The organism is Mycobacterium sp. NGS58 (genome assembly GCF_059812385.1).
In genome coordinates this window covers 19,410-34,514 of sequence record NZ_JCALCO010000017.1, presented here as the reverse complement: position 1 = coordinate 34,514, position 15,105 = coordinate 19,410, and the positions used below count along the sequence as shown (strand labels likewise).

Here is a 15,105-nt window from a genome sequence, read left to right as displayed (position 1 = left end):
CGGATGTACTTCGCCGGCGTGGACCTTGCCTGGGCGGGTCGGAACCCGACCGGCGTCGCGGTCGTGGACTCCGGCGGCTCCCTGGTGACCGTGTGCACGGTCCGCGACGACGACGAGATCCTGACCGCGTTGTGCCCCTATGTGCAGGGCGAGTGCGTGGTCGCCTTCGATGCGCCGCTGGTGGTGAACAACCCGACCGGTCAGCGCCCGGCCGAGACCGCGCTCAACCGCGATTTCCGCAGGTACGAGGCCGGTGCCCACCCCTGCAACACCGGAAAGCCCGAATTCGTCGGCGGCCCCCGCGCGGGCCGTCTGGCCGCGACGCTGGGACTTGACCTCGATCCGCGGTCGTCGGCCGCCCGGCGCGCCATCGAGGTCTACCCCCATGCGGCCACCGTCGCCTTGTTCCGCCTGGAGCGCACGCTGAAGTACAAGGCGAAGCCCGGGCGCACCGTCGACCGGCTCAAATCCGAGCTGTTGCTGCTGATGGACGGCGTCGAGCGGCTGGCGAAGGCTCCGGTGCCGCTCCGCGTCGGCGGGCACGACGGGTGGCTCTCGCTGCGCCGGGCCGTCGCGGCCGCACAGCGCAAAAGCGAACTGCGCCGTGCCGAGGATCCGGTCGACGCCGTGGTCTGCGCCTACGTCGCGTTGTACGCGCAGCGCACGCCCGAGAATGTGACGATCTATGGCGACCTCGACACCGGGTGCATCGTGACGCCATCGCTGCCGGTGGATCCGGTCCGCCCGTAACGGGTCGGTCAGATCTGCACGGGCCGCTGATCGATAGGCGCGAGCACCTCGATGAGGTCGACCACCGCACCCTGTGCCGCCGCGCGCGGGTCCCGACCTTCCACCAGGGCCGACACCACCGAACCGTCGACCGCGCAGATCAGCGTGCACACCAGCTCGATGTGCACCGAGCGACCCGAGCGCTCGATGGCCTCGGCCACCGCCTCGGCACGCTGGCGCAGGCTGCGACGCATCGTCTCGCGCAGCGCGGGCAGACGGATGCACGCGACGTGGCGCTCGTAGCGCGAGATCAGCTGTTCGGTGCGGCCCGGACCCGACACGTCGCCCACGAGCAGATCGGCCAACACGTCGGCGATGGTCTCCGGCCCCCGGCGCCGCCGCGACAAGGCGCTGACCCGCGACCGCAACTGCGCCACCTCGATCATGGCGATGTGCTCGACGGCGCGGGCAATCAGATCGTCGAGGGACGAGAAGTAATAGGTGGTGGATGCCAACGGCAATCCGGCACGCCGCGCGACCGCGCGGTGCCGCACCGCTTCGAACCCACCCTCGGCCAGCAGCTCGGCGGCGGCGCTGACGAGCGCATACCGCCGGCGTTCTCCTTTTGGAGTAACCGCTGCAGTCACGAGTAGCCATCGTGCCAGCCAAAGTGGTACTGCGATGCCATTTCGGCCAAACGGCCAGGGCATAATGGCCCGCATGCCCGACTTGAGCCGACGCGCCCTGCTCGGCCTCGGCGCCGGCGCGGCCGTGGGGGCGGTAGGGGCCTACGGGCTCGACATCCTGTTAAAACCACGCACATCTCATGCGATGCCGGTGTCGACGGCCGGCACCCAGGTGCCGTTGGCACCGCCGCCGAGCCCACCTCGCGATCCGGCTCCCCCGGCGGCGGCCGCGGCCACCATGGTGACCGGTTCCTTCGTCTCCGCCGCGCGCGGCGGGGTCAACACGAATTGGGCCATCGCGCGTCCGCCGGGGCAGACGAAGCCGCTGCGGCCCGTGATTGCGCTGCATGGCAAGGGCAGTGACGCGTCCACCGTGATGGCGGGCGGCGTCGAACACGGCCTGGCACAGGCCGTCGACGCCGGACTGCCGCCGTTCGCGGTGGTCGCAGTCGACGGCGGCGGCAGCTATTGGCACAAACGATCTTCCGGCGAGGACAGCGGCGCCATGGTGCTCGACGAGCTCATCCCGATGCTGGGCAACCAGAATCTGGACACCTCACGGGTGGCGTTCCTGGGCTGGTCGATGGGTGGCTACGGCGCATTGCTGCTGGGCGGTCGGTTGGGGCCGGCCCGGACCGCGGCGATCTGCGCGGTGAGCCCGGCGCTGTGGATGTCCTCGGGTGCGGCCGCGCCGGGAGCCTTCGACGGTCCGGACGACTTCGCGGCGAACTCGGTGTTCGGAATGCCCGCGCTGGCCTCGATCCCGATCCGGATCGACTGCGGTGACAGCGATCCGTTTTACAGCGCGACAAAGCAGTTCATTGCGCAACTGCCCAATCCACCGGCCGGCGGCTTCTCGCCCGGTGGCCACGACGGCGCGTTCTGGAGCTCGCAGTTGCCTGCCGAGCTGACCTGGATGGCTCCGCTGCTGACGGCCTGACGGGCTACCCTCGCGAAGGTGACCGCACCGTTCGACTGGACCTTCCCGTACGCCTGGCCACGCAAGCCCATCCTGGCGGAAAACGTTGTGTGCACGTCGCAACCGCTTGCCGCCCAGGCGGGTCTGCGGATGCTCGAGCAGGGCGGCAGCGCGGTAGACGCGGCCATCGCCACCGCCATCGCCCTGACGATCGTGGAGCCGGTATCCAATGGCATCGGTTCGGACGCCTTCGCCATCGTGTGGGATGGCGAGCACCTGCACGGGCTGAACGCCTCTGGCCGCTCGCCCGCGGCGTGGACGCCGGAATACTTTGGCGGCAAGGATGTTCCGATCCTCGGCTGGAACGCGGTGACCGTGCCGGGCGCGGTGTCGGCGTGGACCGAGCTGCATGCGAAGTTCGGCAAACTGGCGTTCGAGCGGCTGTTCGAGCCCGCGATATCCTACGGCCGGAACGGCTTTCTGGTCTCACCGACTGTCGCCGAGCAATGGGCGGCGCAGGTACCGCTCTTTGAGAAACAGCCCGGTTTCGCCCAGGCGTTTCTGCCCGGCGGACGGGCGCCGAAACCCGGCGAGCGATTCAGCTTGCCCGATCACGCCGCCGCGCTCGAAACGATCGCCGCGACCAACGGCGAGGCGTTCTATCGCGGGGAACTGGCGACAAAACTCGAGGCGCATGCGTTGGACAACGACGGCGCCATGCGGGCCACTGACCTTGCGGCCCACCGCGCCGACTGGGTCGGCACGGTCGACGGCGACTACCGCGGGTACACAGTGCACGAGATCCCGCCCAACGGGCAGGGGATCGTCGCGCTGATCGCCCTGGGCATCCTGGAGCATTTCGACATTGCCTCGCTGCCGGTGGATTCCGCCGACAGTGTGCACCTGCAGATCGAAGCGGTGAAGCTGGCGTTCGCCGACGCCCAGGCCTATGTCGCCGACATAGGGCACATGCCGTGGGCGCCGGAACGGCTGCTGGACAAGGAGTATTTGAGCCGGCGCGCGGCGCTGATCGACCGCGGGCGAGCCAAGCCCGCAGCCGCCGGTGCCCCGGTGGGCGGCACGGTCTACCTGACCGCGGCCGACGCCGCGGGGATGATGGTGTCGATGATCCAGTCGAACTACATGGGGTTCGGCTCGGGCGTGGTGGTGCCGGGCACCGGGATCTCGCTGCAGAATCGTGGTGCGAATTTCGTTGCGGCCCCGGGACATCCGAATGCCGTGGGTCCGAACAAACGCCCTTACCACACCATCATCCCGGGGTTTGTCACCCGAGACGGCGCCCCGGTGATGAGCTTCGGGGTGATGGGCGGGACGATGCAACCCCAGGGTCACGTGCAAGTGATGGTGCGCATCGCCGACCACGGGCAAAACCCACAGGCGGCGTGCGACGGCCCGCGGTTCCGGTGGGTCGAGGGTATGCAGGTCAGCTGCGAAAAGGGTTTCCCGGATACGACGCTGGACGAATTGCGCCGGCGTGGACACCATTTGGTTGCCGTCGACGACTACAACCAATTCGGCAGCTGTCAGGCGATCTGGCGGCTCGAGAGCGGCTACTTCGCGGCCAGCGACCCGCGTCGGGACGGTCTGGCCGTCGCGTTCTAGATGCGGATCTTGCCGTCGGCCGCCAACTGGGCGATGTCGCTGCGGAAATGACTGCCCGGCAGTCGAATTGAACGTGCGACCTCGTAGGCTTTGGTCCGCGCGGCCGTCAGGTCGGCGCCCGTGCCCACTATCGACAGCACCCGCCCGCCCGACGAGACGATCTCGCCGTCGGCGCGCCGCGCCGTCCCCGCGTGCAGCACCCCGTCGGCTTCCGAGCCGACGATGACGTCACCCACCCGGGGGCGCCCGGGGTAGCTCTCCGCCGCCACCACCACCGTCACGGCGGCACCGTCATGCCAGCGCAACTGGCCGAAGTCCGCCAGCGTGCCGCTGCCGGCCGCGTACAGCAGCTGTCCGAGCGGCGATTCCAGTAGCGCCAGCACCGCCTGAGTCTCGGGATCGCCGAACCGACAATTGAATTCGACCACCGCGGGTCCATTCGCCGTGATGGCGAGACCGGCATACAACAATCCGCTGAACGGGCTTCCCCGCGCAACCATCTCGGCCGCAACGGGTTCGACGATGTTGCTGACCACGTCGCGATACACCTCGTCGGGAAGCCACGGGACCGGCGCGTAGGCACCCATGCCGCCGGTGTTGGGCCCGCTGTCGCCGTCACCGACACGCTTGAAATCCTGCGCCGGGAGCAACGGCACCACGGTTTCGCCGTCGACCACGCAGAACAGCGACACCTCCGGGCCGTCCAGGTAGGACTCCAGCAGCACCGGGTGCCCCGCCTCGAGGAGCCCGGCGGCGTGCGCTCGTGCGACACCGCGATCCGCGGTCACCACCACGCCCTTGCCTGCGGCCAGGCGGTCGTCCTTCACCACCCAGGCCGCATCCCCCGCCGGGGGGCCGAACCGCTGCAGGGCGGCGTCCAAATGTGCGGGGGTATCGACGATTTCACTGGTCGCGGTGCGCACCCCCGCCGCGGCCATGACCTCCTTGGCGAAAGCTTTGGAGCCTTCGATGCGAGCGGCGTCCTTGCTGGGACCGAAGCAGACGATACCGGCGGCTCGCACCGCGTCGGCAACCCCGAGGACTAGCGGCACCTCGGGACCGATGACCACCAGGTCGGCGCCGACCTCGCGCGACAAAGCGACGACGTCTTCCGCCGAGGTGATGTCGACCTCGTGCTGGTCGGCCAGCCGGGCGGTGCCGGCATTGCCGGGAGCGATTGCCAGCCCCGTGACCTGGGGATCTTTGCGAAGCGCCAATAACAACGCATGCTCACGGGCACCGGAGCCAATCACCAGGACGCGCACGACACGTCAGACTAGCCCGGTCGAAAGGCTGACGCCCACACTCCCGGAGGAATCAGAGGATTTTCTCCAGCAACCCTTTGAGGTCGTTGCGCTGCGCGACGGTGAGACGCCCGAGGCGCTTGTCGAACTCGCCGGATAGCAGGGTCAGGCCTTTCCTGGCGGCCTGGCGCCCGGCCGGCGTGAGCAGCAGCCGGTGGCGACGCAAATCGGACGGGTCGATCTCGCGGCGCACGAACCCCGCAGACTCGAGCCTCTTCAGGTACAGCGTCACCGTCGCCTTGGGCATGCTCAGCGTCGCCGCCAGTTCGGCCGGATAGGGATGCTCGTCGATCTCGGCGAGCAGAAACAGTTCCTTGGACTCGAGGCCCAGCGCGCAGATGCCCGCCTCGGCGCAGGAGATGACCGAGAGCAGCACCCGGTAGTTCAGTGACCAGATCTTGGCCGCATCGACTGCAGACATCGACTTGCCAGATCGTTCAGGTATAAACTAGTTTTGTTATGAACAACCCCATAGCCGAACAATCTACCAGGAAGTGGGCATCATGCCGCTGGATCAATACGTGACACTCGGACGATCCGGTCTGCGCGTCAGCCCCCTGTGCCTGGGCGCGATGACCTTCGGCGAAGACCTCGGCTGGGGCACCAGCGTGGAGGAGTCGCAACAGATCCTCGATCGCTACCTCGAACTCGGCGGCAACTTCATCGACACCGCCAACTTCTACACCCGAAGCCATTCGGAGAAGATCATCGGCGACCACATCGGGCGCCACCCCGCCCGGCGCGATCGACTGGCGATCGCAACCAAGTTCAGCGGCAATCTGTATCCGGGGGATCCCAACGGCGGGGGCTCGGGCCGCAAGTCGCTGATCAACGCCTGCGAAAACTCGTTGCGGCGCTTGCAAACCGACTACATCGACCTGTACTGGCTGCACATCTGGGACTCCAACACCCCCATCGAGGAGACCATGGCGGCGCTCGAGGACCTGGTTCGGGCCGGCAAGGTGCGCTACATCGGCGTTTCGGACACCCCGGCGTGGAAGATCGCCCAGGCCAACCTCATCGCCGGTTTCCGCGGCTGGTCGGCCTTTGTCGGGCTGCAGGTCGAATACTCGTTGCTGGAGCGCACCATCGAAGCCGAACTCGTGCCGATGGCGACCGAATTCGGCCTCGGCATCACGCCGTGGTCGCCGTTGAAAGGCGGCGTCCTCAGCGGCAAATACACCCGGGCCAACGGCGGCCGGCACAACGCCGACCGCGGCGCCATGGTCGACGCCTTTCTCAACGAGAAGACCTACGCCGTCATCGACGAACTCGAGGCCATCGCGAAGGCGCACGAGACGAACGTCGCCAGCGTGGCGCTGGCCTGGGTGCGCGCGCAGGCTGCCGTCTCGTCGGTCATCATCGGGGCGCGGCGGCTCTCCCAGCTCGAGGACAACGTCCGGGCCGTCGACGTGAACCTCGGCGCCGACGAGCTGGCGCGGCTCGACGCGCTGACCAAACCGAAGTTGGGGTTCCCGCACAACATGCTGGAACTCGCCCCCGGCATCATCAACGGCGGAACGACGATCAACGGCGTTTCCGCTCCGATCTCCGAGTACGTGATGCCCGAAGGCGTTCAGCCGTACTGAGATTGAGGGGTCATCCCAGGCCCTGATAGATCAGCCGAGCGTATTTGCGGGTGCGATCGGTCCCGGATGAGGTGACCTGTCCCATTTTATTCATCACGTAGCCGAAGGTGCTGCGGCAGAAGGGGTTCATGACCACCATAGAACCGCCCCATCCGCCCCAGAAGCAGACCTTCTCGTCCGGCATGTCCGGCACCGCCTCGGGATGGGGCAAGCCGAAGCCGATTCCCCAGCGAGCGGGCATGGCCAGCACCAGGTCCGTGCCGGTGGCTTGCTCCTGGAAGATCAGGTCGATGGTGTCCGGGCTCAGCAGCTTTACCCGATTGGCCCTGCCGCCCAACGAGATCGGCGACAGGGCGCGCACCAGCGAGCGGGCGTTGCCGTGCCCGTTGCCCGAACCGATGTCTGCGCGCCGCCACGCGGTTGTCTCCGCCGCCAACGCCATTTCCGGAGTGGGCGGCGTGGCCGCGAACGTCTTGTACATCGGATGGTCGTGAGGCACCGCGTCCAGCGGCACATCCAGCGGCGGGGGCGGCACCAGCTCGGCGATGCGGGCCTCGTCCTTGCGCGCGGCGCCGATCTGAAAGTCGGCGCCCAACGGCTCGGCGATCTCCTGGCGCACGAACTGTTTCAAAGATTTACCGGTGATCCGCCGCACGACCTCTCCGATGAGGTGGCCGCTGGTCAAGGCGTGATAACCCGACGCTGTGCCGGGTTCCCACCATGGCGCCTGGGCGGCGAGTTGTGACGTCGACTTGTCCCAGTCGTAGATGTCCTCGAGCGTGAACGGCATCTCCCAGCCGGACACCCCGGACGTGTGACTGAGCACGTGGCGTACCTCCACATGGTCTTTACCGTTGGCGGCGAACTCGGGCCAGTACTTGGCGACGGGGGCGAATGGGTCGAGCAGTCCGCGATCGATCAACATCAGTGCCGCCAGCGCGGTTACGTTCTTGGTGCTGGAGAAGACGTTGACGATGGTGTCTTGCGACCATTCCCGGGTTTTCGCTCGGTCGGCATATCCGCCCCAGATATCGACGACGAGCTCGCCGTCGATATCCACCGCGATGGCGGCACCGAGTTCACCGCCGGTGGTGACCTCGTCGGCCAGCGCGGCGACCAGGTCTTCGAAGCGGCTGTCATAGTGCCCGTGCAGGACGCCCGTCGTGAAGTGGGCGTCGATCGAGGCGCGGTTACCGGCAAGACCGGTTTTGGTGTTCATGTGTGACCTCCTAAACGTCCCGACCAGCATGGGTCGGATGAAGGCGAAGAACATTCGCCGAAAGGCCTAGATCGGGGCGAATGCGGCAGAAGCCGCATCTAGGCATTTCTGCCGATGTTTGCTGTGTGCGATTACCGGATGCTGGCTAACATGACTGAGACCACCGGCCGACGCGCGGAAACGCCGCCGCTTGAGACTCTGCATTGGAGCGACTTGGGCGTAAGCGAGCTCCCGACTGGAACGGTGACGTTGCTGCTCGCAGACGTCGAGGGCTCGACGCGGCTGTGGCAACACCAGCCCGACGAGATGAGCGCCGCGGTTGCGCGCCTGGACCGAGCGGTGTCGGACCTGGTGGCCCAGCACAGCGGGGTGCGCCCGGTAGAGCAGGGCGAGGGCGACAGCTTCGTGGTCGCCTTCGCCCGCGCCAGCGACGCCGCCGCGTTTGCGCTGCAGTTGCAGCGCACGCCGCTGTCGCCGATCAGCTTGCGGATCGGGCTGCACACCGGCGAAGTGCAACTGCGCGACGAAGCGAACTACGTCGGTCCGACCATCAACCGAGCCGCGCGGCTGCGCGATCTGGCTCACGGGGGGCAGACTGTGCTGTCGGCCACGACGAGTGATCTGCTTGCCGACGGGCTCCCCGCCGACGTGTGGCTGGTTGACCTCGGCACGCACCCGCTGCGGGACCTGCCCCGGCCCGAACGGGTGACACAGCTGTGTCACGCGGACCTGCGCAACGACTTCCCACCGCTTCGCGCGCCGAAAACAAGTGGCAAGCAACATCTTCCACCGCAGTTTACGAGTTTCGTCGGCCGCGGCAGCGAAATCGCCACCCTGCGTCGGTTGCTCGCCGAGCACCGGCTCGTGACCCTGACCGGGGCGGGTGGCGTCGGCAAGACGCGGTTGGCGCTGCAGCTGGCGAACGACGTTGATGAAGGTTTCGGGGACGGGGTGTGGTACGTCGACCTGGCGCCCGTCACCGACCCCGACGTCGTGCCGGTCGCGGTGACGCGCGCGTTGGGATTGCCCGACCAAGCCGGTCGTTCGACGATGGACACGCTGACCCGCGTCATCGGTGATCGGCACCTGCTCGTCCTGTTGGACAACTGTGAGCACCTGATCGACGCGTGCGCGTCGGTGACGGTTGCGCTGTTGGCGGCCTGCCCGCGGGTGACCATTCTGGCGACGAGCCGCGAGCCGATCCGGGTTGCGGGCGAAGTCGCCTGGGCGGTGCCGTCCCTGTCACTGGCGGACGAGGCGATGGTGTTGTTCGCCGACCGTGCCCGGCATGTCCGCCCCGATTTCAGTGTGGCCGAGGGCGATTCGGCTACGGTGATGGAGATCTGCCGGCGCCTCGACGGCATACCCCTGGCGATCGAGCTCGCGGCCGCACGGGTTCGCGCGCTGTCATTGGCGCAGATCCGCGACAGCCTGCACAACCGCTTCCGGCTGTTGACCGGCGGCGCGCGAACCGCCGTGCGTCGTCAGCAGACTTTGCGGGCTTCGGTGGAGTGGTCGCACGAGCTGTTGACCGAGCCGGAGCGAATCCTGTTCCGCCGGGCGGCGGTGTTCATGGGCGGATTCGACCTCGAGGCCGCGCAGGCGGTCTGCGCCGAAAGCGACGCCCAGCGTTATCAGACCCTCGATCAGCTCACCCTGCTGATCGAGAAATCCCTTGTCGTGGCCGAAGATACGAAGCTGGGCCCTGCGCGATACCGGATGCTGGAGACCGTCCGCCAGTACGCGTTGGAAAAGCTTGGTGAGTCCGGTGAGGCCGACGCGGTGCGCTCCCGTCACCGCGACCACTACACCGCGATGGCGACGCTACTCGAGTCGGCCGGGCCCACCGGTCATCAGCACCGGGTCGAGCAGGCCGAAATCGAGATGGACAACCTGCGCGCGGCGTTTGCGTGGTCACGCGAAAACGAGGATTTCGCGACCGCTTTGCAACTGGCGTCGGCCTTGCAGCAGTTCTGGACGACCCGGGGCCGTGTGCAGGAGGGAACGGCATGGTTCGACGCGGCATTCGCCGGGGCCGCTGCCCACAACGTGGAAATACCGCTGCCGGTTCGTGCCCGGGCGCTTGCGGACAGGGCCACACTCGAGGGCGCGCAGACCATTCACCACAATATGGACAAGGCGTTGGAGGCCCTGGCGCTCGCCCGCGAGATCGACGACCCGGCATTGCTGGTCCGTGCGCTCGCCGGTTGCGCGATCATCGCCGCCTACGACGCGACTGCTGCCGACTCGTACTTCGCCGAAGCGCTCGCCCTGGCCCGCACGGTGGGCGACGCCTGGAGTTTGTGCCAAATCCTGGCGTTTCAATCCTTTGCGGCGGTGACGGGCAAAGGCGACCCGATCGCCGCGCGCGCGGCCGGTGAAGAAGGCCGTGTCATCGCTGACGCGATCGGCGACGGCTATGCCTCTCGCGGGTGCCGGTGGTGTGTGGCGCTGTCGCAGTGGTGGGAGGGCGATCTCTCCGGAGCCGTCGCGCAATTCCGGGAACTGGTTTCCGAAGCGGAGGCGGCGCACGACGAAACGTGGAAGATGTCCAGCCTTGTCAGCCTCGGCCACATGCTCGCCTATATCGGTGACACGAGCGCCGCCCGGGGCGCTGCGACCGCAGCCGTGGAAGCCGCCTCCGACCTCGGCGAGTTCAACCAGGGTTATGCCTACGCGGCGTTGGCCGTTGCGACCCTGGCCGCGGGCGATGTGGAAGCATCGGCCGGCGCCGCCGAGGCCGCATGGCAGCGCATGAAGGCCCAGCCCGAACTGGCCGTCGTCAACGTCATCCCGCTCGCGGAGATTGCGCTCGCACAGGGTGATCTGTTGGAGGCGCGACGCTGGGCCGACGATGCCGTCGCGGTAGCCCCTGGTGCGCATCGCGTGCTCGCGCTGGCGAAACGCGCGCGAGTCGCGATCGCGCAAAGCGAATCCGACCAGGCGCGGCGTGACGCTCACGACGCGCTTATCGGCGCGGCAGACTTCAGGGCTCACTTCGTCATTCCTGAGGCCATCGAATGCTTGGCCGCCTTGGCGGCAGACTCGGGCTTGGACCAAGACGCTGCGCGGCTCCTGGGAGCCGCGGAGGCGGAACGCGACCGAACCGGCTATAAGCGCTTCAAAATCTACGACGCCGCCCACGACGCGTCAGTAGCCGCCCTACGGGAGGCGATGGGCGACAGCGAGTTCGAGACGGCCTGGTCCGAGGGGCAGGCGCTGTCCATGACGGAAACGATCGCCTATGCACAACGCGGCCGTGGCGAACGCAAGCGACCATCAACCGGTTGGGAATCCCTGACTCCAGCCGAGATCAACGTGGTCAAACTCGTCAGCGAAGGGCTTGCGAACAAAGACATCGCCGCGCGTCTTTTCGTCTCCGCGCGAACCGTGCAGGCCCACCTCAGTCATGTCTACTCCAAGCTGGGACTCAGCTCGAGAGTGCAACTCGCCCAAGAGGCTTCGCGGCACTCCTAGTCACCGTCACTCGCCCGAGTGCATCTTCAGCGCGGCATCCACGTTGGCCTTCTTGTCCTCTCCGGAACCCTTCGCGGCGGCCCTTTTGCGTTTCGCCACCACGGCGTCGACCGCACCATTGAGCGCCGAACCCAGCGGGAAGCCGAGGTAGTGGGTGAGGAAGACGGCCATCTCCTTGAGTTCGGTCTCGGTGAGCTCGCCGTTGAGAAGCGCGGCGTTGATCTGGATTTCGGCCAGGTCGCGGTTTCCGATCGCGGTCACCGCCGTCAGCGTCATGATGCGCTTGTCACGCATCGACAATCCCGGTCGCGTCCAGATGCTGCCGAACAAGTGGTCGACGGTCAGGTCGAAGTACGCGTCGCCTTCGACGTTAGGCATCTCCCAGCCGTAGACCTCGTTCATCTTCGCGAGGCCCTTGCTGCGCAGCTCGTCCATCACGCCTCTTTCTCTGTGTGCGGAACCCCGAGGTCCGCGGCCAACCGTTGAACGGCCAACTGGGCAAACGGTAGCTCGACCGAGACCGCCTCGCCGAGAGCCAGTGCCAGGCTCAGGTCCTTCTCCCCCAGGCCGCGGGCGTGCACGAAGGACTGGTACAGGAAGTTATCCGGTTCAATGTCTTTCAGGTTGTCGCGGACCATGATCGCGCCCGGGCCGCTGGTGAGGGCGTCGGTGTGACGAACCACCCGGCCCAGGGCCTGCAGATCGAGCCCGGCCGCCTCGGCGAGTTTCATGGCCTCACACGCCACGGCATACGAGGTGAACGTCAACATGTTGCGGGCCAGCTTCATTCGCGTCCCGGCACCCGGCTCGCCGGCGTGGACAACCATCGCGGCCCAGTGTTTAAATACCGGCTTGATCCGCTCGTACACCTCGCGCTCGGCGCCCACCATCGTGGCGAGCTCGCCCTTCGCCGCCGCGGCGGCACCACCGCTCACCGGTGCGTCGACGACGTGGATGTCTCGCGGCTTGTGCTCGGCCGCGAGTTCGACCGCCGTGGTATCGCTGATGGTCGAGTGGATCGCGATGACGGTGCCGGGTTTAGCGTGGGCCGACAGCTCGCCGACCACCTCACGCACCTGGGCGTCGTTGAGCACGGTGATGTGGATGATGTCGGCGGCGGCGGCGACGTCGGCGACGCTGTCGGCCAGGCTGGCGCCCCTTTCGGCCAGCGGGGTCATCGCATCGGTCCGGACGTCGTAAACCGTTATCCCGCCGGGCCACTCGGTCATCTTCGTGGCCATCGGCGCGCCCATGCTGCCCAGGCCGATGTACCCGAGCCTCACCTCGTCACTCATGATCGGATTATCTGCCCGCCGTCAACGTTGAAGATCTGTCCCGTGATCCAGGACGCCTCGTCGGAGAGCAGGAACAGACACATGCCGACCAAATCCGCAGGCGTGCCCATCCGCGACAGCGGCAGGCCCCTGATGATGTCATCGACCATCTCTTTGGGTGTGGTGGTCCGGTTGGCCTCGGTGTCGATGGGGCCGGGAGCGATCGCGTTGATCCGGATCTGCTGACCACCCAGTTCGCGGGAGAGCTGCTGGGTCAGACCGTTGAGCCCGACCTTGGCCAGGCCGTAGTAGTTCGCGTAAAGCCAGGCGGCGGTGGATGACTGGTTGACGATCGCTCCGCCGCCGCGCTTCGCCATCTTCTTGTACACCGCGCGGGTGCACCACAGCGCCCCGTCGAGGTTCACGCTCATGAACTTCCGGTAGTACTCGGGGTCGATGGTGAGCAAGAAGTCCAGTTTCATGCCGCCGAAGATCGCGGCGTTGTTGACCAGGTAGTCGATGCCGCCGAATTCGGCCAGCGTGCGGTCGGCCATCTCCTTGGCCGACGCGGGGTCGGACACGTCGACGGGAATGCTGATGGCGGTTCCGCCGTCGGCGACGATTTCCTTGGCGACCGCCTCGGCGGCCTCGACGTTGATGTCGGCGACCACCACCGCCGCGCCCTCGCGGGCCAGTGCCTCGGCGTACGCCTGCCCGATGCCGCCACCGGATCCGGTGACGATGCCGACTTTATTCTCGAATCGCATGCTTTCCTCTCGGTCGCCGAGTTGGCGCGGTCACTGCACAGCTGTGGCAACGGTTTTGACTTCCAGGTACTCCTCGAAGCCGGCCAGGCCCATTTCTCGTCCGTTTCCGGACTGTTTGTATCCGCCGAACGGCGCGTCGGCGGAGTACCAAACACCGCCGTTGACGTTGACGGTGCCCACCCGCATCCGCGAGGCGAAGTTGGCCGCGCGTTGGGGGTCGGCACTGAACACGGTGCCCGACAAGCCATATGGCGAGTCGTTGGCGATGCGTAGTGCGTCACCCTCGCCGTCGTAGGCGATCACGGTAAGCACCGGCCCGAAGATCTCCTCGCGGGCGGGCCGCGCGTCGTTGGTCAGCCCGGCGATCACAGTGGGCTCGATGAAGAAGCCGCGGCCCTTATCCGCCGGTCGGCCACCGCCGCAGGCGAACGTCCCGCCCTCGGCGATCGCCAGATCGAGGTAGCTCTGCACGCGCTCCCGCTGCCGGGCGGAAATGACCGGCCCGCAAACGGTTCCGGAGTCGTCGGGGTCACCGGGCTTGATCGAGCCCATGGTGCCCGCCGCGATGGCAACGGCCTCGTCGTAGCGGGCCCGCGGCACCACCAGCCGGGTGGTGATGGCGCAGCCCTGCCCGGCGTGCATGGCCGCGGTGAACGCCGACATCGAGCACGCCCCGCCCAGGTCGGCGTCATCGAGCACGACGAACGCCGACTTGCCGCCCAGCTCCAGGAACACCCGCTTGATGGTCGCGGCGGCATCACCCATGACGCTGCGGCCGGTCGCGGTCGATCCGGTGAACGAAACCATATCCACCCGAGGGTCTTTCGAGAGGAGCGCCCCCATTCGGTGGTCGTTCGACGTGACGATGTTGATGACACCGGGCGGGAAGTCGGTGTGCTCGGCGATGATTTCGCCGAGCACGGCCGCACACCAGGGGGTGTCCGGTGCGGGCTTCAACACCACGGTGTTGCCGGCGGCCAGCGCGGGCCCCAGCTTGGCGAGGTTGATCTGGTGTGGGAAGTTCCACGGGGTGATGGCGCCGACGACACCGACGGCCTCCCGCGCGATCGTGCGCCGGGTCGGGATGCCCATCGGCGATGCCTGCCCGAGGTCGAAGTTCCACTCGTAGGCCTCGGCGGTGTCGGCCGCGAAACTCAGGTCGCCGACCGGTCCCTCCAATTGGGCGGCCGCGGTGAGCATCCGCGGCGCGCCGACCTCGGCGATGGTGATGTCGCGCAGTTCCTCGATGTGGTCGCGCATCGCGTCGCGCAGCTGTCGTATGCAACGCACCCGCAGTTCGGTGTCGCGGCACCAGTCCGTCTCGTCGAAGGCGCGCCGCGCGGCGTCGATGGCGCGGTCCATGTCGGTGGCGTCGGCGTTGGCAGCGACGCCGAGCACCTCCTCGGTCGCCGGGTTAACCGTGGGGAAGTTGCCGGCGCTACCGGCCGACAGCTTGCCGTCGATGAAGAGTTCACTCACGCCGTCGGCCAACAAGGCCATGTCCCGCTCCCGTCTGCG

The 15,105-nt window shown here is 67.3% G+C and carries 13 protein-coding genes; 5 read left to right on the top strand and 8 right to left on the bottom strand.

Annotated features, from left to right (window positions below; genetic code table 11):
• The first annotated feature begins 3 nt into the window (after window positions 1–3).
• Complete coding sequence (locus tag AC5Y4H_RS16770; RefSeq protein ID WP_499983299.1) at window positions 4–750, top strand: DUF429 domain-containing protein; 747 nt, start codon at window positions 4–6, stop codon at window positions 748–750.
• 8 nt (window positions 751–758) lie between these two features.
• On the opposite strand, the gene AC5Y4H_RS16765 is transcribed toward AC5Y4H_RS16770, so the two are convergent.
• Window positions 759–1,376: a TetR/AcrR family transcriptional regulator gene (locus tag AC5Y4H_RS16765; RefSeq protein ID WP_499983298.1), complete on the bottom strand. Its 618-nt coding sequence runs from the start codon at window positions 1,374–1,376 to the stop codon at window positions 759–761.
• Window positions 1,377–1,437: 61 nt separating this feature from the next.
• Between AC5Y4H_RS16765 and AC5Y4H_RS16760 the strand changes: the two genes are divergently transcribed.
• Window positions 1,438–2,355, top strand: coding sequence for an alpha/beta hydrolase-fold protein (locus AC5Y4H_RS16760; RefSeq protein ID WP_499983457.1), 918 nt, complete (start codon window positions 1,438–1,440; stop codon window positions 2,353–2,355).
• Between the two features lie 18 nt (window positions 2,356–2,373).
• Entirely contained in the window at window positions 2,374–3,957 is a 1,584-nt protein-coding gene (locus AC5Y4H_RS16755) for a gamma-glutamyltransferase family protein (RefSeq protein WP_499983297.1), read from the top strand.
• Here the strand turns inward: AC5Y4H_RS16755 and purD are convergent.
• Together purD and AC5Y4H_RS16745 are read right to left on the bottom strand one after the other, a co-directional pair.
• Window positions 3,954–5,222, bottom strand: coding sequence for a phosphoribosylamine--glycine ligase (purD, locus tag AC5Y4H_RS16750; RefSeq protein ID WP_499983296.1), 1,269 nt, complete (start codon window positions 5,220–5,222; stop codon window positions 3,954–3,956). The two genes, AC5Y4H_RS16755 and purD, sit on opposite strands and share 4 nt — an antisense overlap.
• 52 nt (window positions 5,223–5,274) lie before the next feature.
• Entirely contained in the window at window positions 5,275–5,682 is a 408-nt protein-coding gene (locus AC5Y4H_RS16745) for a MarR family winged helix-turn-helix transcriptional regulator (RefSeq protein WP_499983295.1), read from the bottom strand.
• Between the two features lie 73 nt (window positions 5,683–5,755).
• On the opposite strand from AC5Y4H_RS16745, the gene AC5Y4H_RS16740 reads away from it, so the two are divergent.
• Complete coding sequence (locus AC5Y4H_RS16740) at window positions 5,756–6,850, top strand: aldo/keto reductase (protein ID WP_499983294.1); 1,095 nt, start codon at window positions 5,756–5,758, stop codon at window positions 6,848–6,850.
• A 10-nt stretch (window positions 6,851–6,860) separates the two neighbouring features.
• On the opposite strand, the gene AC5Y4H_RS16735 is transcribed toward AC5Y4H_RS16740, so the two are convergent.
• Entirely contained in the window at window positions 6,861–8,069 is a 1,209-nt protein-coding gene (locus AC5Y4H_RS16735) for a serine hydrolase domain-containing protein (RefSeq protein ID WP_499983293.1), read from the bottom strand.
• Between the two features lie 138 nt (window positions 8,070–8,207).
• Here AC5Y4H_RS16735 and AC5Y4H_RS16730 point away from each other — a divergent pair, with 138 nt between their 5' ends.
• Window positions 8,208–11,546: a LuxR family transcriptional regulator gene (locus tag AC5Y4H_RS16730; protein ID WP_499983292.1), complete on the top strand. Its 3,339-nt coding sequence runs from the start codon at window positions 8,208–8,210 to the stop codon at window positions 11,544–11,546.
• 6 nt (window positions 11,547–11,552) lie between these two features.
• On the opposite strand, the gene AC5Y4H_RS16725 is transcribed toward AC5Y4H_RS16730, so the two are convergent.
• From AC5Y4H_RS16725 to AC5Y4H_RS16710, 4 genes are read right to left on the bottom strand one after another with little or no spacing between them, the layout of a single operon-like run.
• Window positions 11,553–11,981: a carboxymuconolactone decarboxylase family protein gene (locus tag AC5Y4H_RS16725; RefSeq protein WP_499983291.1), complete on the bottom strand. Its 429-nt coding sequence runs from the start codon at window positions 11,979–11,981 to the stop codon at window positions 11,553–11,555.
• Window positions 11,981–12,841, bottom strand: a complete 861-nt coding sequence (locus tag AC5Y4H_RS16720) for an NAD(P)-dependent oxidoreductase (RefSeq protein WP_499983290.1) — start codon at window positions 12,839–12,841, stop codon at window positions 11,981–11,983. Before AC5Y4H_RS16720 ends, AC5Y4H_RS16725 begins: the two co-directional genes overlap by 1 nt.
• Window positions 12,838–13,587 (bottom strand): SDR family oxidoreductase, encoded by a 750-nt coding sequence (locus tag AC5Y4H_RS16715; RefSeq protein ID WP_499983289.1) that lies wholly within the window; start codon window positions 13,585–13,587, stop codon window positions 12,838–12,840. The genes AC5Y4H_RS16720 and AC5Y4H_RS16715 overlap by 4 nt, the downstream gene beginning before the upstream one ends.
• Before the next feature lie 30 nt (window positions 13,588–13,617).
• Window positions 13,618–15,087 carry an aldehyde dehydrogenase gene (locus AC5Y4H_RS16710; protein ID WP_499983288.1) on the bottom strand — a complete coding sequence of 490 codons (1,470 nt, stop codon included), beginning with the start codon at window positions 15,085–15,087 and terminating at the stop codon, window positions 13,618–13,620.
• Window positions 15,088–15,105: the final 18 nt, after the last annotated feature.

What these genes read in the sequence shown, in the direction of transcription:
- AC5Y4H_RS16715 (WP_499983289.1), bottom strand. Translation starts at nt 13,587, where the DNA reads ATGCGATTCGAGAATAAAGTCGGCATCGTCACCGGATCCGGTGGCGGC.
- AC5Y4H_RS16720 (WP_499983290.1), bottom strand. Translation starts at nt 12,841, where the DNA reads ATGAGTGACGAGGTGAGGCTCGGGTACATCGGCCTGGGCAGCATGGGC.
- AC5Y4H_RS16710 (WP_499983288.1), bottom strand. Translation starts at nt 15,087, where the DNA reads ATGGCCTTGTTGGCCGACGGCGTGAGTGAACTCTTCATCGACGGCAAG.
- AC5Y4H_RS16770 (WP_499983299.1), top strand. Translation starts at nt 4, where the DNA reads ATGTACTTCGCCGGCGTGGACCTTGCCTGGGCGGGTCGGAACCCGACC.
- AC5Y4H_RS16745 (WP_499983295.1), bottom strand. Translation starts at nt 5,682, where the DNA reads ATGTCTGCAGTCGATGCGGCCAAGATCTGGTCACTGAACTACCGGGTG.
- AC5Y4H_RS16730 (WP_499983292.1), top strand. Translation starts at nt 8,208, where the DNA reads ATGCTGGCTAACATGACTGAGACCACCGGCCGACGCGCGGAAACGCCG.
- AC5Y4H_RS16725 (WP_499983291.1), bottom strand. Translation starts at nt 11,981, where the DNA reads ATGGACGAGCTGCGCAGCAAGGGCCTCGCGAAGATGAACGAGGTCTAC.
- AC5Y4H_RS16735 (WP_499983293.1), bottom strand. Translation starts at nt 8,069, where the DNA reads ATGAACACCAAAACCGGTCTTGCCGGTAACCGCGCCTCGATCGACGCC.